Raw genomic sequence first — 20328 nt, forward strand, 5'->3', positions numbered from 1 at the left:
CATGAAGGTCGTCGGCTTCGCCGGGTATTCCGGCGCAGGCAAGACCACGCTGGTGGAACGCCTGATTCCCGTGCTCAAGCAGCGCGGGCTGCGCGTGTCGGTGGTCAAGCATGCGCACCACCGCTTCGACATCGACCACGTCGGCAAGGACACCTGGCGCCACCGGCAGGCCGGGGCCTTCGAGGTGGTCGTCGCGTCCGACCAGCGGCTGGCGCTGATGCGCGAATTCGAGGTGCCGGTCGAGCTCACGGTGCACCAGCTGCTCGCCGAGCTGCATCCGGCGGTCGACTGGGCACTGGTCGAGGGCTTCCGGCACAGCGACGTGCTCAAGATCGAGGTCTGGCGACCGAGCGGCGACGGCGAGGCGCCGCGCCCCGCGCTCTACATCGACGACCCCTTTGTCACCGCCATCGCCACCGATGCGCCGGACGGCCTGCCCGAGGCCACGGCGCGCCCGGTGCTCGACCTCAACGACGCCGAGGCCATTGCCACGTGGTTGATCGACAGCGGCGAGCGCTTCGACTACAACCCCGGACACCATGGCTGATTCCTCTCCCGTTCCCTTCGCCGCCTCGTCCTCGCGCCCGCCGTTGATGCCGCTCGATGAAGCGATCGCGGTGCTGCTCGCCAAGGCCCGGCCGCTGCTGCCGGCCGAAAGCGTCGGCACCTTCGACGCCGACGGGCGCGTGCTGGCGCAGGACCTCGTCTCGGGCCTCACCGTGCCGCCGCGCGACAACAGCGCGATGGACGGCTACGCCGTGCGCGCGGCCGATTGCGCCACGCCCGGCACCGAGCTGGCCGTGACGCAGCGCATTCCCGCCGGCACCGTCGGCACGCCGCTCGCGGCTGGTACGGCGGCGCGCATCTTCACGGGCGCGCAGATTCCCGAAGGCGCCGACGCGGTCGTCATGCAGGAAGACACGGCCGCCACGCCTCAAGAGGGCGGCCTGGGGTCGGTGCGCATCGCCATCGCGCCCGTGGCCGGCCAGTGGGTGCGCCGCGCAGGCGAGGACGTGGCCTCGGGCGACGTGGTCCTCCAGCGCGGCGAACGCCTCACGCCCGCCGCGCTCGGCCTGGCCGCCAGCGTCGGCTTCGACAAGCTGCAGGTCGCGCGCAAGCCGCGCGTGGCCATGCTCTCCACCGGCGACGAACTGGTGATGCCCGGCGAGGTCGCGCCCGACGCGATGAAGCCCGGTGCGATCTACAACTCGAACCGCTTCTTCATGCGCGCGCTGCTGCACCGCCTGGGCTGCGAGGTGAACGACCTGGGCATCGTGCCCGACAACCGCGAGGCCACCATCGCCGCGCTGCGCGAGGCGGCCGAGGCGAACGACCTGATCATCACCACCGGCGGCGTCTCGGTCGGCGAAGAAGACCACATCCGCGCGGCGCTGCAGTCGCTCGGCGAGCTGCAGCTGTGGTCGCTGTCGATGAAGCCCGGCAAGCCCTTTGCCTACGGCTCGATCGCGCGAAGGAACGGGCAGGGCGCCTGCCATGTCACGGGGCTGCCCGGCAACCCGGTGTCGAGCTTCCTGACCTTCCTGATGCTGGTGCGGCCCTTCCTGCTCGCGCTGCAGGGCGCCACGCGCGTGGCGCCCGCGGCCGTGCCGTTGCGCGCCGATTTCGACTGGCCGCGCGCCGACAAGCGCCGCGAGTTCCTGCGCGTGCGGCGGAACGCGGCGGGCGGGCTCGACCTGTTCGCCAACCAGAGTTCGGGCGTGCTCACCTCGATGGTCTGGGGCGACGGGCTGGTCGACAACCCGGCGGGCCGGACCATCCAGGCCGGCGACACCGTGAACTTCATTCCCCTCGCATCGCTGCTCGGCTGAACCACCCCATGAAGGTCCGCATCCGTTATTTCGCCTCCGTGCGCGAGGCACTGTCCAGCAGCGGTGAAACCGTCGACACGGCCGCCGGCACGCTGGCCGCCCTGCGCGACGAACTCATAGCCCGCGGCGGGGCCTACGCCATTGCGCTCGCACGCGGCAAGGCCGTGCGCATGGCGCTCGACCAGGCCATGAGCGACGAAGCCGCCGCGCTGAACGACGACTGCGAAGTCGCGTTCTTCCCGCCCGTCACGGGCGGCTGAGCCGCGCGTCCAGCGCCACGAGGCGCTCGCGCAGGCCGTCCGACGCGCGCGTCATCGGCGAGCGCAGTTCGTCGCGCAGTTCGCCCGCATGCGCCAGCAGCGCCTTCAGCGGGCCCGGGTTGGGTTCGGCAAACAGCATCTCCAGCAGCGGTTGCAGCGGTTGCCATTCGGCGCGCGCCTCGGCCAGCCGGTTCTCGGCCAGCAGGCGCACCAGCCGCACGAGGTGCTTCGTCTGCACATGGCCGCTGGCCGCGATGGCGCCCACGCCGCCTTCGGCCATGGTGGCGAAGATCTGGTGGTCTTCGCCCGTGAGCACCTGCAGCCGGCCGTCGGCGATCACCGCGCGCGTCTTGGCCATGTCGCCGCCGCAGTCCTTGATGCCGCGGATGCGCGGGTGCTCGGCCAGCGCCAGCATCGTCTCGCGCGAGATGGTCACGCCCGTGCGGTAGGGGATGTCGTAGACCAGCACGGGCACCGTGCTGGCATCGGCGATGGCGTGGAACCACTCGAGCACGCCGGCCTGCGACGGGCGGATGTAGTGCGGCGCGGCCACCAGCAGGCCCGCCAGCGGGCGTTCCGAGAGCCTGCGCACCCATGCCGTGGTCTTGCCCAGGTGGTAGCCCGACACGCCCATCACGACCGGCAGGCCACCCGCGGCGGTCAGCACGGTGTCGAGCACGGCCAGCTGCTCGGCCTCGTCGAGCGCGGCGGCTTCGCCGGTCGAGCCGCAGGGCACGAAGCCGGTCACGCCGTCGTTGGCGAGCCGGCGCACGAGCGCCGCCAGGGCGGTGTGGTCGACGGCGCCGTCGCGGAACGGGGTGACGAGGGCGACCCACAGGCCCGAGAAATCGGTGGCGGTGGCGGTGTCGGCGGTTGGTTGTTGATGTGGCACGCAGGCTTCCTTTCAGGAATCGACCGATGGAAAGAACCACCGTCCGATGCGCGCGCAACCCAAGAGGGGCCAAAGCCTTGGCAGGTTCCGTCGCTCATCCGACGACGGAACCTCGGCTCCGGTCAGACGAGCTTTGGTTTTTTGGCTTTGTTGCCCTGGCGCGCGCGTGCCTGGCCTTCGAACGAAGGCGAGAGGCGGATGGACGTGCGGCGCGAAGGCATGGGCTGCATTGTCGCGCCTAGGCCGGCGGTGCGGTGGCGCTGCGTTGCAGGCTCACGACACGGCCGCCCTCGGCGGCGCGGGCATTGCCCAGGAATTCGACCGTGACCTGGTTGCCCAGCTGCGCGTCGGTCTTGAGGTCGAGCGCGCCGAACAGCTGGCCGTCGACCCGGAACCAGCGCACCTCCGCCGTGTGCTTGCCCTGCGGCACCTGGGCCGTGAGGATTTCGGTGACCGGCCCGCTCACCGTGTGCAGGTGCGTGAACCGGCGTGCGCGCAGCAGCTGCGGCAGCACGCCGACCGCGAACACCAGCGCACAGATGGCGGCCGCGTACCCCGCCATGAACAGGCCGAAGCCCGGGCGAAAACCGTCGGCCCACGCCGTCCCGATCGCCAGGACCGCGCCGCCCGCCAGCACGACGCTCATGAAGCGGCGGTCCGAGCGCCCGGCGCGCCGACGGTCGCGCGAGGTGGCTGGCCGCTCGCTGCGCATGGCCTGGCGCGCCATCGGATAACGCGTGCGCAGCAGCAGATGCACGGCGTTGTCGCGCGCCACGCATTCGATCTCGACGGGCGCCTGCGCCAGGTGCCGCACCGCCGTCAGTGGTCGGCCCGTGGCGTGGCTGCGAGGCGCGTCCAGGCCCAGCACCGGCACGACGTCGACGTGGAACTGGCCGTCGACCGTGTAGCGCAGCGCGCCGCCGGGCAGGGCGGCCACGTGGTCCACGGTGCCGGCCACGGTGAACTTGCTATTTTTCGCCAGGGCCTCGCGGGTGGCCTGGGCCAGGCGCCGGTCGATCCGCGCCCGATGGGTGAACAGCCACACGCCCAGCAGCAAGGTGACCAGTGCCGCCGCGTTCATCGCCAGGGCCAGGCCCGGCGGGGCGCCGGCCAGCCGCCCGATCACCACGAAGACGAGGGCGCAGCCCGCCAGCAGCACGGCGAGCACCGCCAGGCCGGCGGCCGGGGTGCGCGCGGCAAGGTCGACGCGCCGCAGCATCTCGACATCGTCGGGTGTCAGGGGCTGCGACGTGGGGGCCGGCATCGGCGCAGTGTAGGGCGGCAGTGCCACAATTTGGGCATGTCCTCGCTCCCTCGCGTTTCCATCCAGACGGCCGACTTCGATGCCGGTGCCGAGATCGCCGCCCTGCGCGCGGCCGACGCGCGCGTCGGCGCCGTCTGCAGCTTCATCGGCACCGTGCGCGACCGCAACGACGGCAGCACCATCGCCTCGATGGAGCTGGAGCACTACCCCGGCATGACCGAGAAGGCCATCGAGGCCATGATCGACGAAGCCCACCGGCGCTTCGACATCCTGGGCGCGCGCGTCATCCACCGCGTGGGGCTGCTGCAGCCGCTGGACCAGATCATGATGGTGGCGGTGGTGTCCGCCCACCGCGGCCAGAGCTTCCAGGCCTGCGAGTTCCTGATGGACTACCTGAAGACGCAGGCCCCGTTCTGGAAGAAGGAGCAGACGCCCGAGGGCGCGCGCTGGGTCGATGCCCGCGTGACCGACGACGAGGCGCTGGCGCGCTGGGGCATCGCCGCCTCGAACAGCGCCACCTGAGCAGCGCGGTCGAGACTTACGGTGCGATCAGCGCCGAGGTCGCCAGCGCCTTGGCTTCCGCGTCGCAATCCTGAGCGGGCACCGCACCCGCCGCGCGTGCCTTCGCAATCTCCGAGCGGGCACCCGCCATCTGCGCCTGGAACACCGGATTCGTGTGCAGCTTCGCCACCGTCGCCGCGCCGACCAGCCGGCCGTTCTCGATGTCGCTCTGCCAGTGCACGCCGCAGATCGCGCGGCTCTGCGAGAAGGCCCGGCCGCGCTGCAGCAGCGCATCGGCGCGTTCGGGGGCGAGCTCCGTCAGCACCAGCGCCCAGGCCCAGCCCACGGCCGAGTGGCCCGAGGGGTAGGAGCCGTCCTTGGCCAGCGAGGCTTCTTCGGCGGGCGTGCAACTGCCGGTCTTGAACGCCACGAAGGGGCGCGTGCGGTTGTAGGTGTTCTTGGCCTTGTAGGTGGCCGAGCCGGCATCGGCGAGCGTGCGGCGCAGCAGCATGTTCAGGTTCGGCGTGGCTTGCTCGGAAATGGGCATGCCCAGCGCGCACGAGAACACCTCGGCGGCCTTCGGAAACTTGAGGTTGGCGTCCTGCACCGCCAGCGCACCGCGCGGCGTGCCCTGCAGGGCCGTGAGCGCGCGGAAGGTGGCGCCGTCGGCCGCCAGCGCGGCCGAGCCTTCGGCCGGGGGCGCCGGCAGCAAGGCGAGGCTGTCGGGCAGCTCGGCCGCCGGCAGGTAGCCCTTGAGGTAGCCCGAACCCGGGCGCAATTCGCCGACTTCGGCGGGGGAGATCGGCGCGGTGCTGCCGCAGGCGCCGAGCAGCAGCGCGGCCGCCAGCGAGGCGGCGAGGGTCGTGAATCGCATGAGGGATGTGTCTCCGGCTTTGTTGTTGGAAGGCGAGGGCCCATCGTAGAGGGGCCCCGCCGGGCCGGAAGATCACCCAGGTGACGGCCGTGCCGGGTCGTACCAGATCGCGCGACTCAGGGCTTGAAGCCGCTCGCCTGGATGATCTTTTCCCAGGTCTGCGTGTAGGTGCGCACGCGGCCCGCGAACTGGCCCTGGGGCTCGTAGCCGACCGTCAGGCCCATGGTGGTGAGCTTCTGCTTCACGTCGGGCATGGCCAGCACCTTCTGCAGCGCGTCGCCGTACCTGTCGATGACGGCTTGCGGCGTGCCCACTGGCGCGAAGATGCCGTAGTAGGGCAGGTCTTCCAGGTTCGCAAAGCCCAGCTCGGTGAAGGTCGGCACGTTCGGCAGCAGCGCCTGGCGCTTGGCGCCGATGGAGGCCACGATGCGCACCTTGCCGGCGCGGTGGTTCTCGATGAAGTCGGGCACCGAGGCGATGCCCGCCGTGATCTGGTTGCCCAGCATGTCGGCCGTCATGGGCGCGCTGCCGCGGTAGGGCGCGGGCTGCACGTCGATCTTGTACTTGTCCGAGATCATCTTCACGAGGAACTCGGGGATCGACGCCGGTGCGGGCACGCCGATGGTCTCCTTGCCGCCCTTTTGCGTGCGGATCCACTTCACGTACTCGTCGATGCTCTTGGCCGGCGTGCCGCCCGACACCGCCAGCACGTTGGCGAAGGTGGCAAAGCCGGCCACGGGCACGAAGTCGGTGGCGGGGTTGAAGCCCGGGTTCTTCACCACCTGCGGCAGGATCGAGATGGAGTGGTCATGCGACAGGAACAGCGTGTGGCCGTCGGCCGGCGCCGCCTTCAGCGCCTGCGCCGCGATCTGGCCGCCCGCGCCCGCGCGGTTCTCGACCACCACGGGCACGCCCAGCACGTCCTTGAGTTTTTCGCCCAGGGTGCGCGCAATGGCGTCGGTGCCCGCGCCGGCGGGAAAACCCACCAAGAGGCGCACCGGCGTGCCGCTCTGGGCCTGCGCCAGGCCGGCCATGCCCATGGCCGCTGCCAGGAGACCCACGCTGAACGCGCGGCGCATCGGTTGGACGCGCTGCATTGAAAAAACCATGATCGACTCCATTCGAATAAAGAAAGAGAGAAATGCCTACGGCAGGATGGTGCGGGGCCCGGTGCAATACCCGTGCCCAGGGTGCAAATCCGATTCGCAACCTTGAATCGTGCCCGAACAGCCCTATTTTGGATGCAGGAATACCACCATGCGACAAGACAAACTCACCACCAAATTTCAGGAAGCACTGAGCGACGCCCAGTCGCTCGCCCTTGGCAGCGACAACGCCTACATCGAACCGGCCCACCTGCTGGTCGCGATGCTGCGCCAGGACGACGGCCCGCGCGCCCTGCTGGAGCGTGCTGGCGTCAACGTGCCCGGGCTGCTGCAGGCCGCCGAGGGCGCCATCAAGAAACTGCCCCAGGTGCAGGGCCACGACATCGTGCAGGTCGGCCCCGAGTTGGGCAAGCTGCTGCAGGCGACCGAGAAGGAAGCCATCAAGCGCAATGACCAGTTCATCGCGGGCGAACTCTTTCTGCTCGCCGTGGCCGACAGCAAGGCCGACATCGGCAAGCTCGCCAAGGACAACGGCCTGAGCCGCAAGTCCCTCGAGGCCGCCATCGAGGCCGTGCGCGGCGGGCAGGGCGTGAACAGCGCCGACGCCGAAGGCCAGCGCGAAGCCCTCAAGAAATACTGCCTGGACCTCACCGAGCGCGCCCGCCTGGGCAAGCTCGACCCGGTCATCGGCCGCGACGAGGAAATCCGCCGCGCCATCCAGGTGCTGCAACGCCGCACCAAGAACAACCCCGTGCTCATCGGCGAACCCGGCGTGGGCAAGACCGCCATCGTCGAGGGCCTGGCCCAACGCATCGTCGCGGGCGAGGTGCCCGAGTCGCTCAAGGGCAAACGCGTGCTGTCGCTCGACATGGCCGCGCTGCTGGCCGGTGCCAAGTTCCGCGGCGAATTCGAGGAGCGCCTGAAGACCGTGCTCAACGAACTCGCGAAGGACGAAGGCCAGACCATCGTCTTCATCGACGAGCTGCACACCATGGTCGGCGCCGGCAAGGCCGAAGGCGCCATGGACGCGGGCAACATGCTCAAGCCCGCGCTCGCGCGCGGCGAGCTGCACTGCGTGGGCGCCACCACGCTGGACGAATACCGCAAGTACATCGAGAAGGACGCCGCGCTGGAGCGCCGCTTCCAGAAGATCATCGTGGGCGAGCCCAGCGTCGAGGCCACCATCGCCATCCTGCGCGGCCTGCAGGAGAAGTACGAAGTGCACCACGGCGTGCAGATCACCGACCCGGCCATCGTGGCCGCGGCCGAGCTGTCTGATCGCTATATCACCGACCGCTTCCTGCCCGACAAGGCCATCGACCTGATCGACGAGGCCGCGGCCAAGATCAAGATCGAGATGGACTCCAAGCCCGAGGTAATGGACCGCCTGGACCGCCGCCTGATCCAGCTGCAGATCGAACGCGAAGCCGTGCGCCGCGAGAAGGACGAAGCCTCGCAGAAGCGCTTCGGCCTCATCGAGGACGAGATCACCAAGCTGCAAAAGGAAATCGCCGACTACGACGAGATCTGGCAGGCCGAGAAGGCCCAGGCCCAGGGCAGCGCGCACGTGCGCGAAGACATCGACAAGATCAAGTTCCAGATCGAAGAGTGGAAGCGCAAGGGCGACTTCAACAAGGTTGCCGAGCTGCAATACGGCCAGCTGCCGGCGCTCGAGAAGCGCCTGAAGGAAGCCGAGGAAAGCGAAGCGAGCAAGGGCAAGTCCAGTGCGCCCACGCTGCTGCGCACGCAGGTCGGCTCGGAAGAAATCGCCGAGGTCGTGGCGCGCGCCACCGGCATCCCGGTCGCCAAGCTCATGCAAGGCGAGCGCGACAAGCTGCTCGTCATGGAAGACAAGCTGCACGAGCGCGTGGTCGGCCAGGACGAAGCCATCGGTGCGGTCGCCAACGCGATCCGCCGCTCGCGCTCGGGCCTGAGCGATCCGAACCGCCCCACGGGTTCGTTCCTGTTCCTCGGCCCCACGGGCGTGGGCAAGACCGAGCTGTGCAAGGCGCTTGCGGGCTTCCTGTTCGACAGCGAAGACCACCTGATCCGCATCGACATGAGCGAGTTCATGGAGAAGCACTCGGTCGCGCGCCTCATCGGCGCGCCGCCGGGCTACGTGGGCTACGAAGAGGGCGGCTACCTCACGGAAGCCGTGCGCCGCAAGCCCTACAGCGTGGTGCTGCTCGACGAGGTCGAGAAGGCCCACCCCGATGTGTTCAACGTGCTGCTGCAGGTGCTCGACGACGGCCGCCTCACGGACGGCCAGGGCCGCACCGTGGACTTCAAGAACACCGTCATCGTGATGACCAGCAACATCGGCTCGCCGATCATCCAGTCGATGGTGGGCCAGCCGAGCGAGGAGATCAAGGAAGCGGTGTGGGACGAGCTGAAGAACTACTTCCGCCCCGAGTTCCTGAACCGCATCGACGAGACGGTCGTGTTCCACGCGCTCGACGCGAAGAACATCGAATCGATCGCCGCGATCCAGCTCAAGGTGCTGCAGGCGCGCCTGGCGAAGATGGACCTGGGCCTGCAGGTGTCGCCTGCGGCGCTGGCCGAGATCGCCAAGGTCGGCTTCGACCCGGTGTTCGGTGCGCGGCCGCTCAAGCGTGCGATCCAGCAGCGCATCGAGAACCCGCTCTCGAAGCTGTTGCTGGACGGCAGCTTCGGGCCGAAGGACACGATCGAGGTCGAAACCGACCCGATCCAGTCGCCGGGCCAGTTCTCGTTCCGAAAGGGCGGGGAACCAACGGCGGCTGCATCGGCCTAAAGTCGGATGATGAACTTCATTCTTCGCGTCATTCTTCTGCTCCTGGGGCTGGTCTTCGCGGCCAGCCTGGCCGTGGCGGCCCTGCTGCTGGCGGCGGTGTGGGGTGTGCGCTACGCCTGGGGGCGCCTCACGGGCAAGCCCGTGACGCCCTGGGTCATGCGTTTCAACCCGCGCTCAGGCTTCGACCGTTTTCGCCATGCGGCACAACAGCCGGCCGAGCCCACGGCGGCCGACGTGGTCAGCGCCCGTGCGCGCGGCGAATCGGTGCGCAGCCCGGTCGTGCTGGGCCCCGCCGACGATGTGACCGACGTGCGGGCCCGGCCCGTGCGCGGCGACTGATCCTTTTTCTTCCCGATCAGGCGCTGTACAGCGCCTCGATCTCGTCGGCGTAGGCCTTGTAGATGCTGGAGCGCCGCACCTTCATGGTCGCGGTGACTTCACCGTCGTCATGGTCCAACTCTTTGGTGAGCAGGTGAAAACGCCTGATCTGCGACACCTGCGCCAGCTTCCCATTGCCGCGCGCCACTTCGGCCTCGATCAGCGCGCGCACCTTGGGTTCTTCCACCAGCGAGCGGAAATGCGTGAAGGGCAGGCGCTGCGCCTCGGCCCATTTGCCGACCGTCTCGTAGTCGATCTGCAGCAGCGCGCCCACGAACTTGCGGCCGTCCGCCACCACGATGCATTCCTTGATGAAGGGGCTGCCCTTCATGGTGTTCTCGATCTCCGAGGGCGTGAGGTTCTTGCCGCCGGCGGTGATCATGATGTCCTTCAGCCGGTCGACGATGCGCAGCTGTCCGCCGGCTTCCTCGCGCACCACGTCGCCCGTGTGCAGCCATCCATCGCGGATCGATGAGGCCGTGGCCTCGGGGTTCTTGTAGTAGCCCTCGAAGACCATGTCGCCGCGCACCAGCAGCTCGCCGGCTTCGCCCACGCGGTGCTCGGTGCCCAGCGTGGGCGGGCCGACGGTGCCGATGGTCACGGCGTCGGCGCGGTGGCCCGAGACCATGCCGGTCGATTCGGTGAGCCCGTACACCTCGACCAGCGGCACGCCCAGCGTGCGAAAGAAGCGCACCACGTCCGCCGGGATCGGCGCCGCGCCCGTGAGCGCGATGCGCGCGCGGCGCAGGCCGATGAAGTTCTGCAGCGCGCGCAGCACGGTCCAGTAGGCGAGGGCGAAGCGGCCGCGCTCGGCCAGCGTCCAGGCGCTGCGCGGCTTCTCGGCCAGCGGCGCGCAGGCCTCGATGGCCTTGCGGAACAGTGCGCGCTGCAATCTGCCTGTTTCCTGCATCTTGATGCTGATGCCCGCGTGCAGCTTTTCCCAGATGCGCGGTACGCCGAGGAACATGGTGGGCGCCACCTCGCGCAGGTCTTCCTGCACGGTGCGGATCGATTCGCCGAAGTTGACCTGCGAGCCCAGGTACAGCGGCACGAAGGCCGTGAGCATCTGTTCGGCCACGTGGCACAGCGGCAGGTACGACAGGTGCGTGGTGCCGCCGTCGAGCCCGAGCCGATCGACGATGCCAGGCACGACGCCGCGGATGTTGCGGTACGAAATCATCGCGCCCTTGGGCTTGCCGGTGGAGCCCGAGGTGTAGATCATCAAACCGATGTCGGCGAGCGTCTGGCGCTGCAGCGCGGCGTCGATCAGCGCGGTGCCGTCGCGTGCCAGCACCTCGGCGCCGGCCTGCTCGACTTCCGCAAAGGTCGCGATGCGCTCGCGCACCTCGGGCGGGTAGCTCGCGAGGCCCTTGGTCTCGATCACGACGATCTTGCGCAGGCGCGGCAGCTGGTCGAGGGCGTCGAGCACCTTGTCGGTCTGCTCCTGGTCCTCGCAGACGATCACCTCGATGTCCGCATGACCGACCACGTAGGCGACCTCGTTGCTCGGGCTGGTGGGGTACACGCCCACGGTCACGGCGCCGATGAGCCCCGCGCCCATCTGCGCGAGCAGCCACTCGACGCGGTTCTCGGAGATCACGCCCAGGTGCCCGCCGGGCGCGAGGCCCATCGCGTGCAGGCCCAGGCCGAAGCGGCTCGCGCGCTGCAGGTAGCCGGCCCAGTCCAGCGGATGCCAGATGCCGAAGTCCTTCTGCCGGATCGCGATGCGCTGCGGCTGCAGGCGTGCCTGCTCGCGCAGCATCTGCGGCAGGGTGAGCGAAGGGAGCGCGTTCATCGTCGGGGTCGTCATGACAGCCAGCGCTTGCGGCGCTTGTAGTGCTTCAGCTCGCGGAAGCTGCGCGATTCGCCGCTGCCGCCCACGCCCAGGTAGAACTCGCGCACGTCGGGGTCGGCGGCGAGGCGCTCGGCGCTGCCGTCGATCACGACCTTGCCGCTTTCCATGATGTAGCCCGTGTGGGCGATGGCCAGCGCCACGCTGGCGTTCTGTTCCACCAGCAGCATCGAGGTGCCGCGCTCGGCGTTGATGCGCGCGATGATCGTGAAGATGTCCTCGACCAGCTTGGGCGAGAGGCCCAGCGAGGGCTCGTCGAGCAAGATCAGTTGAGGCTGCGCGACCAGCGCGCGCCCGATGGCGAGCATCTGCTGCTCGCCACCCGAGAGATAGCCCGCAAGGCCCTTGCGGCGCTCGTGCAGGCGAGGGAAGTAGGCATAGACGTCGTCGAAGTTGCGCGACGCGGGCGCGACGCCCGTGCGGCCGGTCAGCGCGTAGGTCGCGGCCACCAGGTTCTCTTCGACCGTGAGGTCTTCGAACACGCGCCGGCCTTCCATCACATGGCTCAGGCCGCGCCGCACCAGTTGCTGCGGCGCGAGCCGCTCGGTGGGTGCGCCGTCGAACACGATGCGCCCGGCCTCGACCTCGCCGTCTTCCAGCGCGAGCAGGCCCGACACCGCCTTCAGCGTGGTCGACTTGCCCGCGCCGTTGCTGCCCAGCAGCGCCACGATCTGTCCGCGCGGCACGGCCAGCGACAGGCCGCGCAGCACCTGCACGACCTTGTTGTAGACCACCTCGATGTTGTTGACCTCCAAGACGAGGTCGGGCGGTGCCGCGCGCGCGTCCATCGTGTCGGTCAGTTCAGTGCGATCCAGTCCGACGCCGGCACCATCTTCTGCGCCTTCATGTCGGCCTTGTAGACGCGGCCCACGGGAATGGAGTTGCCCTTGATGGTGATCGGCGTGCCGATGATCCCGCCGGTGTCGAAGTCCTTGATGGTGTTGAGCGCGGCCTTCAGGTTCTTGCCGTCCAGCGGCTTGCCGGCGTCGAGCGTGCGCTTGGCGGCTTCGGTGAACAGCATCGCCGTGAGGAAGCCCTGCGTGTAGGCCGTGCTCTGGTACTCGGGGCGCAGCGCGCGGATCTTGTCGAGCATCGGCGCCTTGGCCGAGGTGTCGTAGTAGTAGCGGTAGGGCATGACGCCCATGAAGCCGTCGCCGCCTTCGCCCATCTTCATGACGGTGGAGCTGTCCATGGTCCAGAAGGTGCCCATCCACTTGCTGGTCATGCCCATCTGCTTGCCCTGCTGCACGAACTCGGGAATGGGCGCCAGGATGTAGCCGTGGAAGATCGTGTAGTCGGGCGCGGCGCGACGCAGCTTGATGACCTCGGTCGACACGTCGACGCTGCCCGCGGGCGTCATGAGCTTCACCGGCACGCTCAGGCCCAGCTTCTTGGCAGCAGCTTCGCTGGCCTCGATGGGGTCGCGGCCGAACTCGGAATCGGAGTACACGAAGGCCACCTTCGCGCCCGGCTTTTCCTTGGCGATGTGGCGCAGCAGGATGCCGATCTGCTCGGTGTAGTCGGGGCCGACCAGGAACTGATTCGGGTACTTGGCCGGGTCGTTGAGCTCGGTGGCGAACGAGGCGCCCGCCATCAAAATCTGGCCGCCGCGGTCCAGCTCGGGGTTGATGGTTTTCGAGAAACCGGTGGAATCGCCGTAGTAGAGGTTGACCTTGTTCTGGCTCGTGATCTTCTTGAAGGCCGCCACCGACACGTCGACCTTGTAGCCCGTGTCTTCCGGCACGTAGCGCAGCTTGCGGCCCTTGATGCCGCCCGCGTCGTTGACCATCTTCACGTAGTCGGCAATGCCGGCGTTGATGCCGACGCCCGCGAAGGCGAACACGCCGGTCATGGGAATCGAGCCGCCGATGACGATGTCCTCGTTGCCTTGCGCGTTCGCCGCGAAGGGCACGGCGGCGGCCAGGCCCGCGGCGATCAGCAGGGCGCGGCGCTGGGGGGAAAGCTTCTTCGTTGTCTTGGGCATGTGTGTCTCCTGGTTCTAGTTACGGAACGGCCATAGGTGAAAGAAGCGGCGTATGCGCCGCCACACTTCTGCGAGCCCGTGCGGCTCGAACACCAGAAATCCGACGATGAGCAGGCCGAAGACGACGGTGCGCACCGGCGAGAGGAACACGGTCATCTCGACGCCGCCCGGCAGCAGGTCGACCACCAGCTTGAGCAGCTCGGGCACCATGGTCATGAACACGGCGCCGAAGATGCCGCCCAGGATGGTGCCCATGCCGCCGACGATGATGGCCGCCAGGAAGAAGATCGACATCAGGAGCGGAAAGCTCTCGGGCGTGACGACGCGGAAGAAGTAGGCCCACAGGCCACCCGCCACGCCCGCGTAGAACGACGACAGCCCGAACGACAGCAGCTTGTAGCGCAAGAGCGGAATGCCCAGCACCTCGGCCGAGATGTCGCGGTCGCGGATGGCGATGAAGGCGCGCCCCACGCGCGTGCGAAACAGGTTGGCCGCGCCGAGCACCATGAGCACCATCACCGGCACGATCACCCAGTACAGGCGAAACGAGGTGTCCAGCGGCAGGCCGAAGAGCTGCGCGGGCGGCAGCGAGATGCCCGTGGTGCCGCCCGTGAGCTTGAGGTTGGCGAACAGGAAGTGCGTGATGAACGACGCGGCGATGGTCGCGATGGCCAGGTACAGGCCCTTCACGCGCAGCGATGGAATGCCGACGACCAGCCCGCCGAGCATCGCGACCACGCCGCCCGCGAGGATGTTCAGCAGGAAGGGCGTGCCCAGCCGCGTCTGCATGATCGCGACGGTGTAGGCGCCCAGCCCCATGAACGCGGCCTGCCCGAGGCTCACGAGGCCCGTGTAGCCCGTGAGGATGTTCAGCCCCGTGGCGCTGGCGACGTTGATGGCGACGAGGCACGCGAGGTACAGCCAGTAGTCGCTGGCCATGAAGGGGAACAGCACGAGCAGCGCCGCGCCGATCGCGAGCCACGCCTTCTGCGTGCGCGAATCGAACAGCGCCGCGTCGGCGATGTAGCTTTGCTTGAGGGTGCCGATGCGCATGGCTAGAGTCTCTCGATCTCGTGCGTGCCGAAGAGGCCGTAGGGCCGCACCATCAGCACGAACACCAGCACGATGAAGGTGGCGAGCAGCTTGTATTCGCCGCCCAGGTAAGAGCCGGCCAGCGCTTCGATGAGTCCGATGAGCACGCCGCCGACCAGCGCGCCGAGCACGCTGTCGAGCCCGCCGACGATCACCACCACCAGCACCGACAGCCCGAACACGCCCATCGACGACGAGATGCCGCCGATGGCGCCCACGATGATGCCGGCCACCGCCGCGATCATGGCCGAGGCCACCCAGGCCAGCGAGAACACGCGCGGCACGTGGATGCCCATCGAGTAAGCGGCGGCCTGGTCCGAGGCCGTGGCCCGCAACGCCACGCCGCCGCGCCAGAAGCGGAACAGCAGCAGCACCAGCCCGATCAGCACCACCGCGATCAATGCGCCGTAGGCGATCTTGGGCGCCAGGAAGGCCTCGCCGATCATCACGGGCGTGTTGGGCAGGAACTCGGGCAGGCGGCGCTGGTCGGCGGTCCAGATGATCTCGACCAGCCCGACGAGGATCGACGCCAGCCCCACCGTCACCATGAACACCGAGATCGGCGGCTCGCCCAGCAGCGGGCGGATCATGGTGCGCTCGATCACCGCGCCCAGCAGGCCGGTGCCGATCACCGAGCCCAGCACCGCCATCCAGATCGGCAGCGAGAAGCTCGCGGCGAAGGTGAAGAACAGGTAGGCGCCGACCATCAGCATCTCGCCGATGGCGATGTTGACCACGCGCGTGGCCTTGTAGACCAGCACGAAGGCCAGCGCCGCCAGCGCATACAGGCCGCCGCCGGCGATGCCGGTGAGTGCGATCTCGAAGAGGTAGGCCCAATCCATCAGACGGCTCCCACGGCAGCTTCGCCGCGCAGCCGGCGGCGCAGCTCGCCCACGTCGCCTGCGCCGAGGTAGGCGCGGATCACTTCCGGGTCGGCCTGCACCTGCGCCGGCGTGCCTTGCGCGATGACCTGGCCGAAGTTGAGCACCACCACGTGGTCCGACAGGTCCATCACCATGCCCATGTCGTGCTCCACCATCAGCACCGTGACGCCCCATTCGCGCCGCACGTCGAGGATGAAGCGCGCCATGTCTTCGGTCTCCTCGCGGTTCATGCCGGCCACGGGTTCGTCGAGCATCAGCACCTTGGGCTGCATGGCCAGTGCGCGCGCCATTTCCACGCGCTTCTGCAGGCCGTAGGGCAGGGCGGCGACGGAGGCGTGGCGGATGTGGTCGATCTCGAGGAAATCGATGATGCGTTCTTCCACGTCGCGGCGCAGCTCGGCCTCTTCGCGGCGCGCGCGGCCCAGGTAGAAGAGGGCGTCGAACACGTTGGTCTTCAGGTGGGCGTGGCGGCCGAGCTTGATGTTGTCGAGCACGGTCATGCCGCGGAACAGCGCGATGTTCTGGAAGCTGCGCGCCAGGCCGAGCGCCGCGCGCTTCGGGGCGGGCAGGCGGGTGATGTCGGCGCCCTCGAACAGCACGCGGCCCTGCGAGGGCTTGTAGAAGCCCGAGATGGTGTTGAACAGCGAGGTCTTGCCCGCGCCGTTGGGCCCGATCACCGCGGTGATGGAGCCGGGCGCGACGCTGAAGCCGACGTTGGTGAGCGCCTTCACGCCGCCGAATGCCAGCGTCAACGCCTCGGCCTGCAGCACCGGGGCCGTGGCGGAAGGTGCGGACATGGAGGTATCCCGTCGAGTCTCGTCAGGCATGGCTAAGGGGCGCGCCGCAAGGTCAGGGTTTGTGTCCAGCAGCGAAATGCTACTGGCCCGTAAAATTCCTACTGGCCGGTAATGTCCGTGTTCGCCGCAGTTCGCGGCATCGGGACTTTCCCCGCCCGCACAAACCCCATGCCCCGTTCCACCGCCGTTCCTGCTTCAGCCTCCCCGTGGGCGCCCGCCGACCGCCGTGCGCAGCAGCGCGAGGTCAAGCGCATGGCCGTGTTGCGCACGGCCGCCCAGCTCTTCAACGAGCGCGGCTTCCACGCGACCTCGCTCGACGACATTGCCGAGCGGCTCAACGTGAGCAAGCCCACGCTGTACTACTACATCGAGAACAAGGACCAGATCCTGCTCGAGTGCGTGAAGATGGCACTGGACCTCATGCAGTCTGGCATCGGCGAGGTGCGCGCCGCGGGCGGCAGCGCCATCGACCAGCTCAAGGCCTGCATGCGCATCTACTCGGGCGTGGTCACGCAGGACTTCGGCATGTGCGTGATCCGCATCGGCGAAGACCCGCTGCCCGACCCGCTCAAGAAGGAGCTGCGCCGCCTCAAGGCCGGCATCGACGGGCATTTCCGCCGCCTCATCGAAGAGGGCGTGGCCGAAGGCGCGCTCGCGCCCTGCGACCCGAAGATGGCGGCCTTCATGCTGGCCGGCGCCCTGAGCTGGATCGGCCGCTGGTACCGCCCCGACGGCGACCTCACGCCCGACCAGATCGCCGACCAGGGCATCGAGCTGCTGCTCAACGGCGTGCTGCAGCGCGCCCCTATTCAAGTGAACCCATGACGACCCAAGAGACTTCTTCTTCCGCCCCCCTGCTGGTGGGCCGCGAAGGCGCGGTGGCCACGCTGCGCTTCAACCGGCCGGCCGCGCTCAATGCCATCGACGTGCCGATGGCCACCGCCTTCCTCGCCGCCGCGCGCACCCTGGCTGCCGACAAGAGCGTGCGCGCCGTGCTGCTGAGCGGCGCGGGCAAGGGTTTCATGGCCGGCGGCGACCTCGGCGTGCTGAGCGCCGACCCGAAGCAGGGCGCGGCCGACCTCATCGGCCCGCTGCACGAGGCGTTGACCGTGCTCGACGCCATGGACGCGCCGCTGGTCGCGCAGGTGCACGGCGTGGCGGCCGGCGCGGGCCTGAGCCTGATGCTGCAGGCCGACTTCGTGCTCGCGGCCGAGGGCACGCGATTCAACCTGGCCTACGTGAACGTCGGCACCAGCTGCGACGTCGGCGCCTCGTGGGCGCTGCCGCGCCTGGTCGGCATGCGCCGCGCGCTGGAGATCGCGATGCTCGGCGACACCTACGACACCGCCGCCGCCGAACGCCTGGGCCTCATCAACCGCGTGGTGCCCGCGGCCGAGCTCGAAGCCGAGGCCATGGCCCTCGCGCAGCGGCTGGCCAAGGGCCCGACCGTGGCGCTGGGCCACCTGCGCCGGCTGATGCGCGGCTCGCTCGACCGCGACCTCGCGAGCCAGCTCGACGCCGAGTCGGCCGCGTTCCAGTCGTGCGCCGCCACCGCCGATTTCCGCATCGGCCTCGATGCCTTTTTCGGCAAGAAGCCCGCGGCCTTCACGGGCCGCTGAAGAATTCCTTGTTTTCGTTTTTTCAATCCAGGAGACCCATCCCATGACCCAACGCGACATCTTCGTGGTCGGCACCGCCCGCACCGCCATCGGCACCTTCGGCGGTGCGCTCAAGGACGTGCCCAACACGCAACTGGCCACCACCGCCGTCAAGGCCGCCATCGAGCGCAGCGGCGTGGCCGCCGACGCCATCGGCCATGTGGTCATGGGCAACGTGATCCCCACCGACGTGAAGGACGCGTACCTGAGCCGCGTGGCCGCCATCGACGCGGGCTGCCCGATCGAGACGCCGGCCTTCAACGTGAACCGCCTGTGCGGCTCGGGCCTGCAGGCCATCGTGTCGGCGGCGCAGGCCATTGCGCTGGGCGACTGCGACATCGCCATCGGCGGCGGCTCCGAATCGATGAGCCGCGGCCCGTACTTCGACACCTCGGCCCGCTACGGCGCGCGCATGGGCGACGCGGTGCTGGTCGACTACATGCTGGGCATCCTGCACGACCCGTGGGAGAAGATCCACATGGGCATCACGGCCGAGAACGTGGCCGCGCGCTACGGCATCACGCGCGAGCAGATGGACGAACTGGCCGTGACCAGTCAGCAGCGCGCCGCCGCCGCCATTGCCGCGGGCCGCTTCAAGGAGCAGATCGTTCCGGTCGAGGTGAAGACGCGCAAGGGCGTCGTGCTGTTCGACACCGACGAGCACGTGCGCGCCGACACCACCGTCGACACGCTGTCGAAGATGAAGCCCGCGTTCAAGAAGGACGGCCTCGTGACCGCCGGCAACGCCTCGGGCATCAACGACGGCGCCGCCGCCGTGGTGCTGGCCGAGGGCGGGCGCGTGAAGGCGCTGGGCCTGAAGCCGCTGGCGCGCCTCGTGGGCTACGCGCACGCAGGCGTCGAGCCGGCGTACATGGGCATCGGCCCGGTGCCGGCCACGCGCAAGGTGCTGGAGCGCACGGGCCTGAAGGTCGGCGACTTCGACGTGATCGAGTCGAACGAAGCCTTTGCCGCGCAGGCTTGCGCCGTCATCAAGGAACTGGGCTTCGACCCCGCCAAGGTGAACCCCAACGGCTCGGGCATCTCGCTGGGCCACCCAGTGGGTGCGACCGGCGCGATCATCACGACGAAGGCGATCGCCGAGCTGCACCGCACGGGCGGCCGCTATGCGCTGGTCACGATGTGCATCGGCGGCGGCCAAGGCATCGCCGCTGTCTTCGAACGCGTTTGAGGGCACACTCGCGGGCATGCTCCGCCCCCCACTCCTGATCGATCCCGACGAGGTCGACTTCAGCGCCATCCGCGCGCAGGGGGCGGGCGGGCAGAACGTCAACAAGGTGTCGAGCGCGGTGCACCTGCGCTACGACATCCATGCCAGCTCGCTGCCCGCCGATGTGAAGGAGCGGCTGCTCGCCCTGCGCGACAGCCGCATCACGCAGGAAGGCGTGTTCGTGCTCAAGGCGCAGCAGCACCGCACGCAGGAGATGAACCGCGCCGACGCGCTCGCGCGGCTGCAGGCGGTGATCGACAGCGTGGCCACGCCGCCGCGCGTGCGGCGCGCCACCAAGCCCACCTACGGTTCGAAGCAGCGCCGGCTCGAAGGCAAGAGCCAGCGCTCGCAAATCAAAAGCCTGCGCGGGCGGGTGCAGGACTGACGGGCTTGTCGCCGCGCAGCCGCTTGATCTGCAGCGTCACGCCGACCACGTACAGCGCGCCGAGCACCGCGGTGATCGCCTTCAGTTCGGGCGCCTCGGCGTTCGGCAGCAGCGGCGCGCCCAGCGGCAGGCGCGTCAGCGTTTCGGTGAAGGCCGGAATCCAGTGGAAGAGAAAGCTCGCCGAATAGGCGACGGCCTCGATGTAGCGCGACTTGGCCCCGAGCCGTCCGTATCCCGCCAGCGCCCCGACGGCCAGCGCCACCAAAGTGATGATGCCCAGCGCATGCGGCTTGCCGAAGCCGCCGTGCTGGAAGATGCCGAAGCCCGTGAGGCAGGTCAGCACCGTGGCCCAGACGAAGACCTGGCCCAGGCCAGTGCGCAGGGTGATTTCCTTGTAGCGCAGCAGGGCCCAGATGCCTGTGAACACGGCGATCAGGCTGATCGCCGTGTGAACCGTGCCGAGTGACGTCAATCCAAGCCATCCTGTGGGTGCCATGCGAATCTCCTCGTGGTCGTGGTGCGGGATTCTGGCGCTGCCTGTAACTTGTGTCATCTGTTTCAAAAAAACCGC

At 68.9% G+C, this 20328-nt stretch carries 21 protein-coding genes; 10 read left to right on the plus strand and 11 right to left on the minus strand.

The window, feature by feature from the left end; genetic code table 11:
* Position 1: 1 nt before the first annotated feature.
* Genes mobB through ACAM42_RS12580 form a run of 3 tightly spaced genes read left to right on the plus strand, consistent with a single transcriptional unit; the run spans position 2 to position 2089 of the window.
* A complete protein-coding gene (gene mobB, locus ACAM42_RS12570; RefSeq protein WP_095744706.1) occupies positions 2 to 547 on the plus strand; it encodes a molybdopterin-guanine dinucleotide biosynthesis protein B in 546 nt (181 codons plus the stop codon).
* Positions 540 to 1829, plus strand: coding sequence for a gephyrin-like molybdotransferase Glp (gene glp, locus ACAM42_RS12575; protein ID WP_369632192.1), 1290 nt, complete (start codon positions 540 to 542; stop codon positions 1827 to 1829). The genes mobB and glp overlap by 8 nt, the downstream gene beginning before the upstream one ends.
* 8 nt (positions 1830 to 1837) lie before the next feature.
* A complete protein-coding gene (locus ACAM42_RS12580) occupies positions 1838 to 2089 on the plus strand; it encodes a MoaD/ThiS family protein (RefSeq protein WP_062472983.1) in 252 nt (83 codons plus the stop codon).
* Here ACAM42_RS12580 and dapA read toward each other — a convergent pair.
* Together dapA and ACAM42_RS12590 are read right to left on the minus strand one after the other, a co-directional pair.
* The gene (gene dapA / locus ACAM42_RS12585) at positions 2076 to 2981 is read right to left on the minus strand and encodes a 4-hydroxy-tetrahydrodipicolinate synthase (protein ID WP_369632193.1); all 906 of its coding nucleotides are present in this window, start codon (positions 2979 to 2981) and stop codon (positions 2076 to 2078) included. The genes ACAM42_RS12580 and dapA overlap by 14 nt on opposite strands.
* Before the next feature lie 238 nt (positions 2982 to 3219).
* Positions 3220 to 4245 carry a hypothetical protein gene (locus ACAM42_RS12590; protein WP_369632194.1) on the minus strand — a complete coding sequence of 342 codons (1026 nt, stop codon included), beginning with the start codon at positions 4243 to 4245 and terminating at the stop codon, positions 3220 to 3222.
* A gap of 36 nt (positions 4246 to 4281) precedes the next feature.
* Between ACAM42_RS12590 and ACAM42_RS12595 the strand changes: the two genes are divergently transcribed.
* Positions 4282 to 4767 carry a molybdenum cofactor biosynthesis protein MoaE gene (locus ACAM42_RS12595; protein WP_062472978.1) on the plus strand — a complete coding sequence of 162 codons (486 nt, stop codon included), beginning with the start codon at positions 4282 to 4284 and terminating at the stop codon, positions 4765 to 4767.
* 16 nt (positions 4768 to 4783) lie between these two features.
* On the opposite strand, the gene ACAM42_RS12600 is transcribed toward ACAM42_RS12595, so the two are convergent.
* Positions 4784 to 5620, minus strand: a complete 837-nt coding sequence (locus tag ACAM42_RS12600) for a phosphatase PAP2 family protein (RefSeq protein WP_369632195.1) — start codon at positions 5618 to 5620, stop codon at positions 4784 to 4786.
* A 116-nt stretch (positions 5621 to 5736) separates the two neighbouring features.
* Positions 5737 to 6729 (minus strand): Bug family tripartite tricarboxylate transporter substrate binding protein, encoded by a 993-nt coding sequence (locus ACAM42_RS12605; protein WP_369632196.1) that lies wholly within the window; start codon positions 6727 to 6729, stop codon positions 5737 to 5739.
* Positions 6730 to 6877: 148 nt separating this feature from the next.
* Between ACAM42_RS12605 and clpB the strand changes: the two genes are divergently transcribed.
* Both clpB and ACAM42_RS12615 read left to right on the plus strand, forming a co-directional pair.
* Entirely contained in the window at positions 6878 to 9499 is a 2622-nt protein-coding gene (gene clpB, locus ACAM42_RS12610; protein ID WP_369632197.1) for an ATP-dependent chaperone ClpB, read from the plus strand.
* Between the two features lie 9 nt (positions 9500 to 9508).
* Complete coding sequence (locus ACAM42_RS12615) at positions 9509 to 9838, plus strand: hypothetical protein (RefSeq protein ID WP_223301262.1); 330 nt, start codon at positions 9509 to 9511, stop codon at positions 9836 to 9838.
* 16 nt (positions 9839 to 9854) lie between these two features.
* Here ACAM42_RS12615 and ACAM42_RS12620 read toward each other — a convergent pair whose 3' ends face one another.
* The 6 genes from ACAM42_RS12620 to ACAM42_RS12645 are packed head-to-tail and all read right to left on the minus strand — an operon-like array spanning position 9855 to position 16486.
* Positions 9855 to 11672, minus strand: a complete 1818-nt coding sequence (locus ACAM42_RS12620) for a long-chain fatty acid--CoA ligase (RefSeq protein WP_369632198.1) — start codon at positions 11670 to 11672, stop codon at positions 9855 to 9857.
* Positions 11673 to 11683: 11 nt separating this feature from the next.
* Positions 11684 to 12517 carry an ABC transporter ATP-binding protein gene (locus ACAM42_RS12625; RefSeq protein WP_095744716.1) on the minus strand — a complete coding sequence of 278 codons (834 nt, stop codon included), beginning with the start codon at positions 12515 to 12517 and terminating at the stop codon, positions 11684 to 11686.
* An 8-nt stretch (positions 12518 to 12525) separates the two neighbouring features.
* The gene (locus ACAM42_RS12630; protein WP_307586122.1) at positions 12526 to 13713 is read right to left on the minus strand and encodes an ABC transporter substrate-binding protein; all 1188 of its coding nucleotides are present in this window, start codon (positions 13711 to 13713) and stop codon (positions 12526 to 12528) included.
* A 15-nt stretch (positions 13714 to 13728) separates the two neighbouring features.
* Positions 13729 to 14766 (minus strand): branched-chain amino acid ABC transporter permease, encoded by a 1038-nt coding sequence (locus ACAM42_RS12635; protein WP_369632199.1) that lies wholly within the window; start codon positions 14764 to 14766, stop codon positions 13729 to 13731.
* A gap of 2 nt (positions 14767 to 14768) precedes the next feature.
* Positions 14769 to 15647 (minus strand): branched-chain amino acid ABC transporter permease, encoded by an 879-nt coding sequence (locus ACAM42_RS12640; RefSeq protein ID WP_062472963.1) that lies wholly within the window; start codon positions 15645 to 15647, stop codon positions 14769 to 14771.
* On the minus strand, positions 15647 to 16486 hold the full coding sequence (locus ACAM42_RS12645; protein ID WP_369632200.1) for an ABC transporter ATP-binding protein: 840 nt from the start codon (positions 16484 to 16486) through the stop codon (positions 15647 to 15649). Before ACAM42_RS12645 ends, ACAM42_RS12640 begins: the two co-directional genes overlap by 1 nt.
* 168 nt (positions 16487 to 16654) lie before the next feature.
* Between ACAM42_RS12645 and ACAM42_RS12650 the strand changes: the two genes are divergently transcribed.
* From ACAM42_RS12650 to arfB, 4 genes are read left to right on the plus strand one after another with little or no spacing between them, the layout of a single operon-like run.
* Positions 16655 to 17311, plus strand: a complete 657-nt coding sequence (locus tag ACAM42_RS12650) for a TetR/AcrR family transcriptional regulator (protein ID WP_369632201.1) — start codon at positions 16655 to 16657, stop codon at positions 17309 to 17311.
* Positions 17308 to 18105: an enoyl-CoA hydratase/isomerase family protein gene (locus ACAM42_RS12655; RefSeq protein WP_369632202.1), complete on the plus strand. Its 798-nt coding sequence runs from the start codon at positions 17308 to 17310 to the stop codon at positions 18103 to 18105. The genes ACAM42_RS12650 and ACAM42_RS12655 overlap by 4 nt, the downstream gene beginning before the upstream one ends.
* Positions 18106 to 18148: 43 nt before the next feature.
* A complete protein-coding gene (locus ACAM42_RS12660) occupies positions 18149 to 19333 on the plus strand; it encodes an acetyl-CoA C-acyltransferase family protein (RefSeq protein WP_369632203.1) in 1185 nt (394 codons plus the stop codon).
* 16 nt (positions 19334 to 19349) lie between these two features.
* Positions 19350 to 19757: an alternative ribosome rescue aminoacyl-tRNA hydrolase ArfB gene (gene arfB, locus ACAM42_RS12665; protein WP_095744721.1), complete on the plus strand. Its 408-nt coding sequence runs from the start codon at positions 19350 to 19352 to the stop codon at positions 19755 to 19757.
* On the opposite strand, the gene ACAM42_RS12670 is transcribed toward arfB, so the two are convergent.
* Positions 19726 to 20253 carry a hypothetical protein gene (locus tag ACAM42_RS12670; protein ID WP_369632204.1) on the minus strand — a complete coding sequence of 176 codons (528 nt, stop codon included), beginning with the start codon at positions 20251 to 20253 and terminating at the stop codon, positions 19726 to 19728. The two genes, arfB and ACAM42_RS12670, sit on opposite strands and share 32 nt — an antisense overlap.
* Positions 20254 to 20328 lie beyond the last annotated feature (75 nt).

Source organism: Variovorax sp. V35 (assembly GCF_041154465.1).
In the GTDB taxonomy this organism is placed as follows: domain Bacteria; phylum Pseudomonadota; class Gammaproteobacteria; order Burkholderiales; family Burkholderiaceae_C; genus Variovorax; species Variovorax boronicumulans.

Bases quoted from the DNA above. Each gene is read 5' to 3' on its own strand.
- mobB (WP_095744706.1), top strand. From the start codon at position 2: ATGAAGGTCGTCGGCTTCGCCGGGTATTCCGGCGCAGGCAAGACCACG.
- glp (WP_369632192.1), top strand. From the start codon at position 540: ATGGCTGATTCCTCTCCCGTTCCCTTCGCCGCCTCGTCCTCGCGCCCG.
- ACAM42_RS12580 (WP_062472983.1), top strand. From the start codon at position 1,838: ATGAAGGTCCGCATCCGTTATTTCGCCTCCGTGCGCGAGGCACTGTCC.
- ACAM42_RS12590 (WP_369632194.1), bottom strand. From the start codon at position 4,245: ATGCCGGCCCCCACGTCGCAGCCCCTGACACCCGACGATGTCGAGATG.
- ACAM42_RS12595 (WP_062472978.1), top strand. From the start codon at position 4,282: ATGTCCTCGCTCCCTCGCGTTTCCATCCAGACGGCCGACTTCGATGCC.
- ACAM42_RS12600 (WP_369632195.1), bottom strand. From the start codon at position 5,620: ATGCGATTCACGACCCTCGCCGCCTCGCTGGCGGCCGCGCTGCTGCTC.
- ACAM42_RS12605 (WP_369632196.1), bottom strand. From the start codon at position 6,729: ATGGTTTTTTCAATGCAGCGCGTCCAACCGATGCGCCGCGCGTTCAGC.
- clpB (WP_369632197.1), top strand. From the start codon at position 6,878: ATGCGACAAGACAAACTCACCACCAAATTTCAGGAAGCACTGAGCGAC.
- ACAM42_RS12615 (WP_223301262.1), top strand. From the start codon at position 9,509: ATGAACTTCATTCTTCGCGTCATTCTTCTGCTCCTGGGGCTGGTCTTC.
- ACAM42_RS12620 (WP_369632198.1), bottom strand. From the start codon at position 11,672: ATGAACGCGCTCCCTTCGCTCACCCTGCCGCAGATGCTGCGCGAGCAG.
- ACAM42_RS12625 (WP_095744716.1), bottom strand. From the start codon at position 12,517: ATGGACGCGCGCGCGGCACCGCCCGACCTCGTCTTGGAGGTCAACAAC.
- ACAM42_RS12630 (WP_307586122.1), bottom strand. From the start codon at position 13,713: ATGCCCAAGACAACGAAGAAGCTTTCCCCCCAGCGCCGCGCCCTGCTG.
- ACAM42_RS12635 (WP_369632199.1), bottom strand. From the start codon at position 14,766: ATGCGCATCGGCACCCTCAAGCAAAGCTACATCGCCGACGCGGCGCTG.
- ACAM42_RS12640 (WP_062472963.1), bottom strand. From the start codon at position 15,647: ATGGATTGGGCCTACCTCTTCGAGATCGCACTCACCGGCATCGCCGGC.
- ACAM42_RS12645 (WP_369632200.1), bottom strand. From the start codon at position 16,486: ATGTCCGCACCTTCCGCCACGGCCCCGGTGCTGCAGGCCGAGGCGTTG.
- ACAM42_RS12650 (WP_369632201.1), top strand. From the start codon at position 16,655: ATGCCCCGTTCCACCGCCGTTCCTGCTTCAGCCTCCCCGTGGGCGCCC.
- ACAM42_RS12655 (WP_369632202.1), top strand. From the start codon at position 17,308: ATGACGACCCAAGAGACTTCTTCTTCCGCCCCCCTGCTGGTGGGCCGC.
- ACAM42_RS12660 (WP_369632203.1), top strand. From the start codon at position 18,149: ATGACCCAACGCGACATCTTCGTGGTCGGCACCGCCCGCACCGCCATC.
- arfB (WP_095744721.1), top strand. From the start codon at position 19,350: ATGCTCCGCCCCCCACTCCTGATCGATCCCGACGAGGTCGACTTCAGC.
- ACAM42_RS12670 (WP_369632204.1), bottom strand. From the start codon at position 20,253: ATGGCACCCACAGGATGGCTTGGATTGACGTCACTCGGCACGGTTCAC.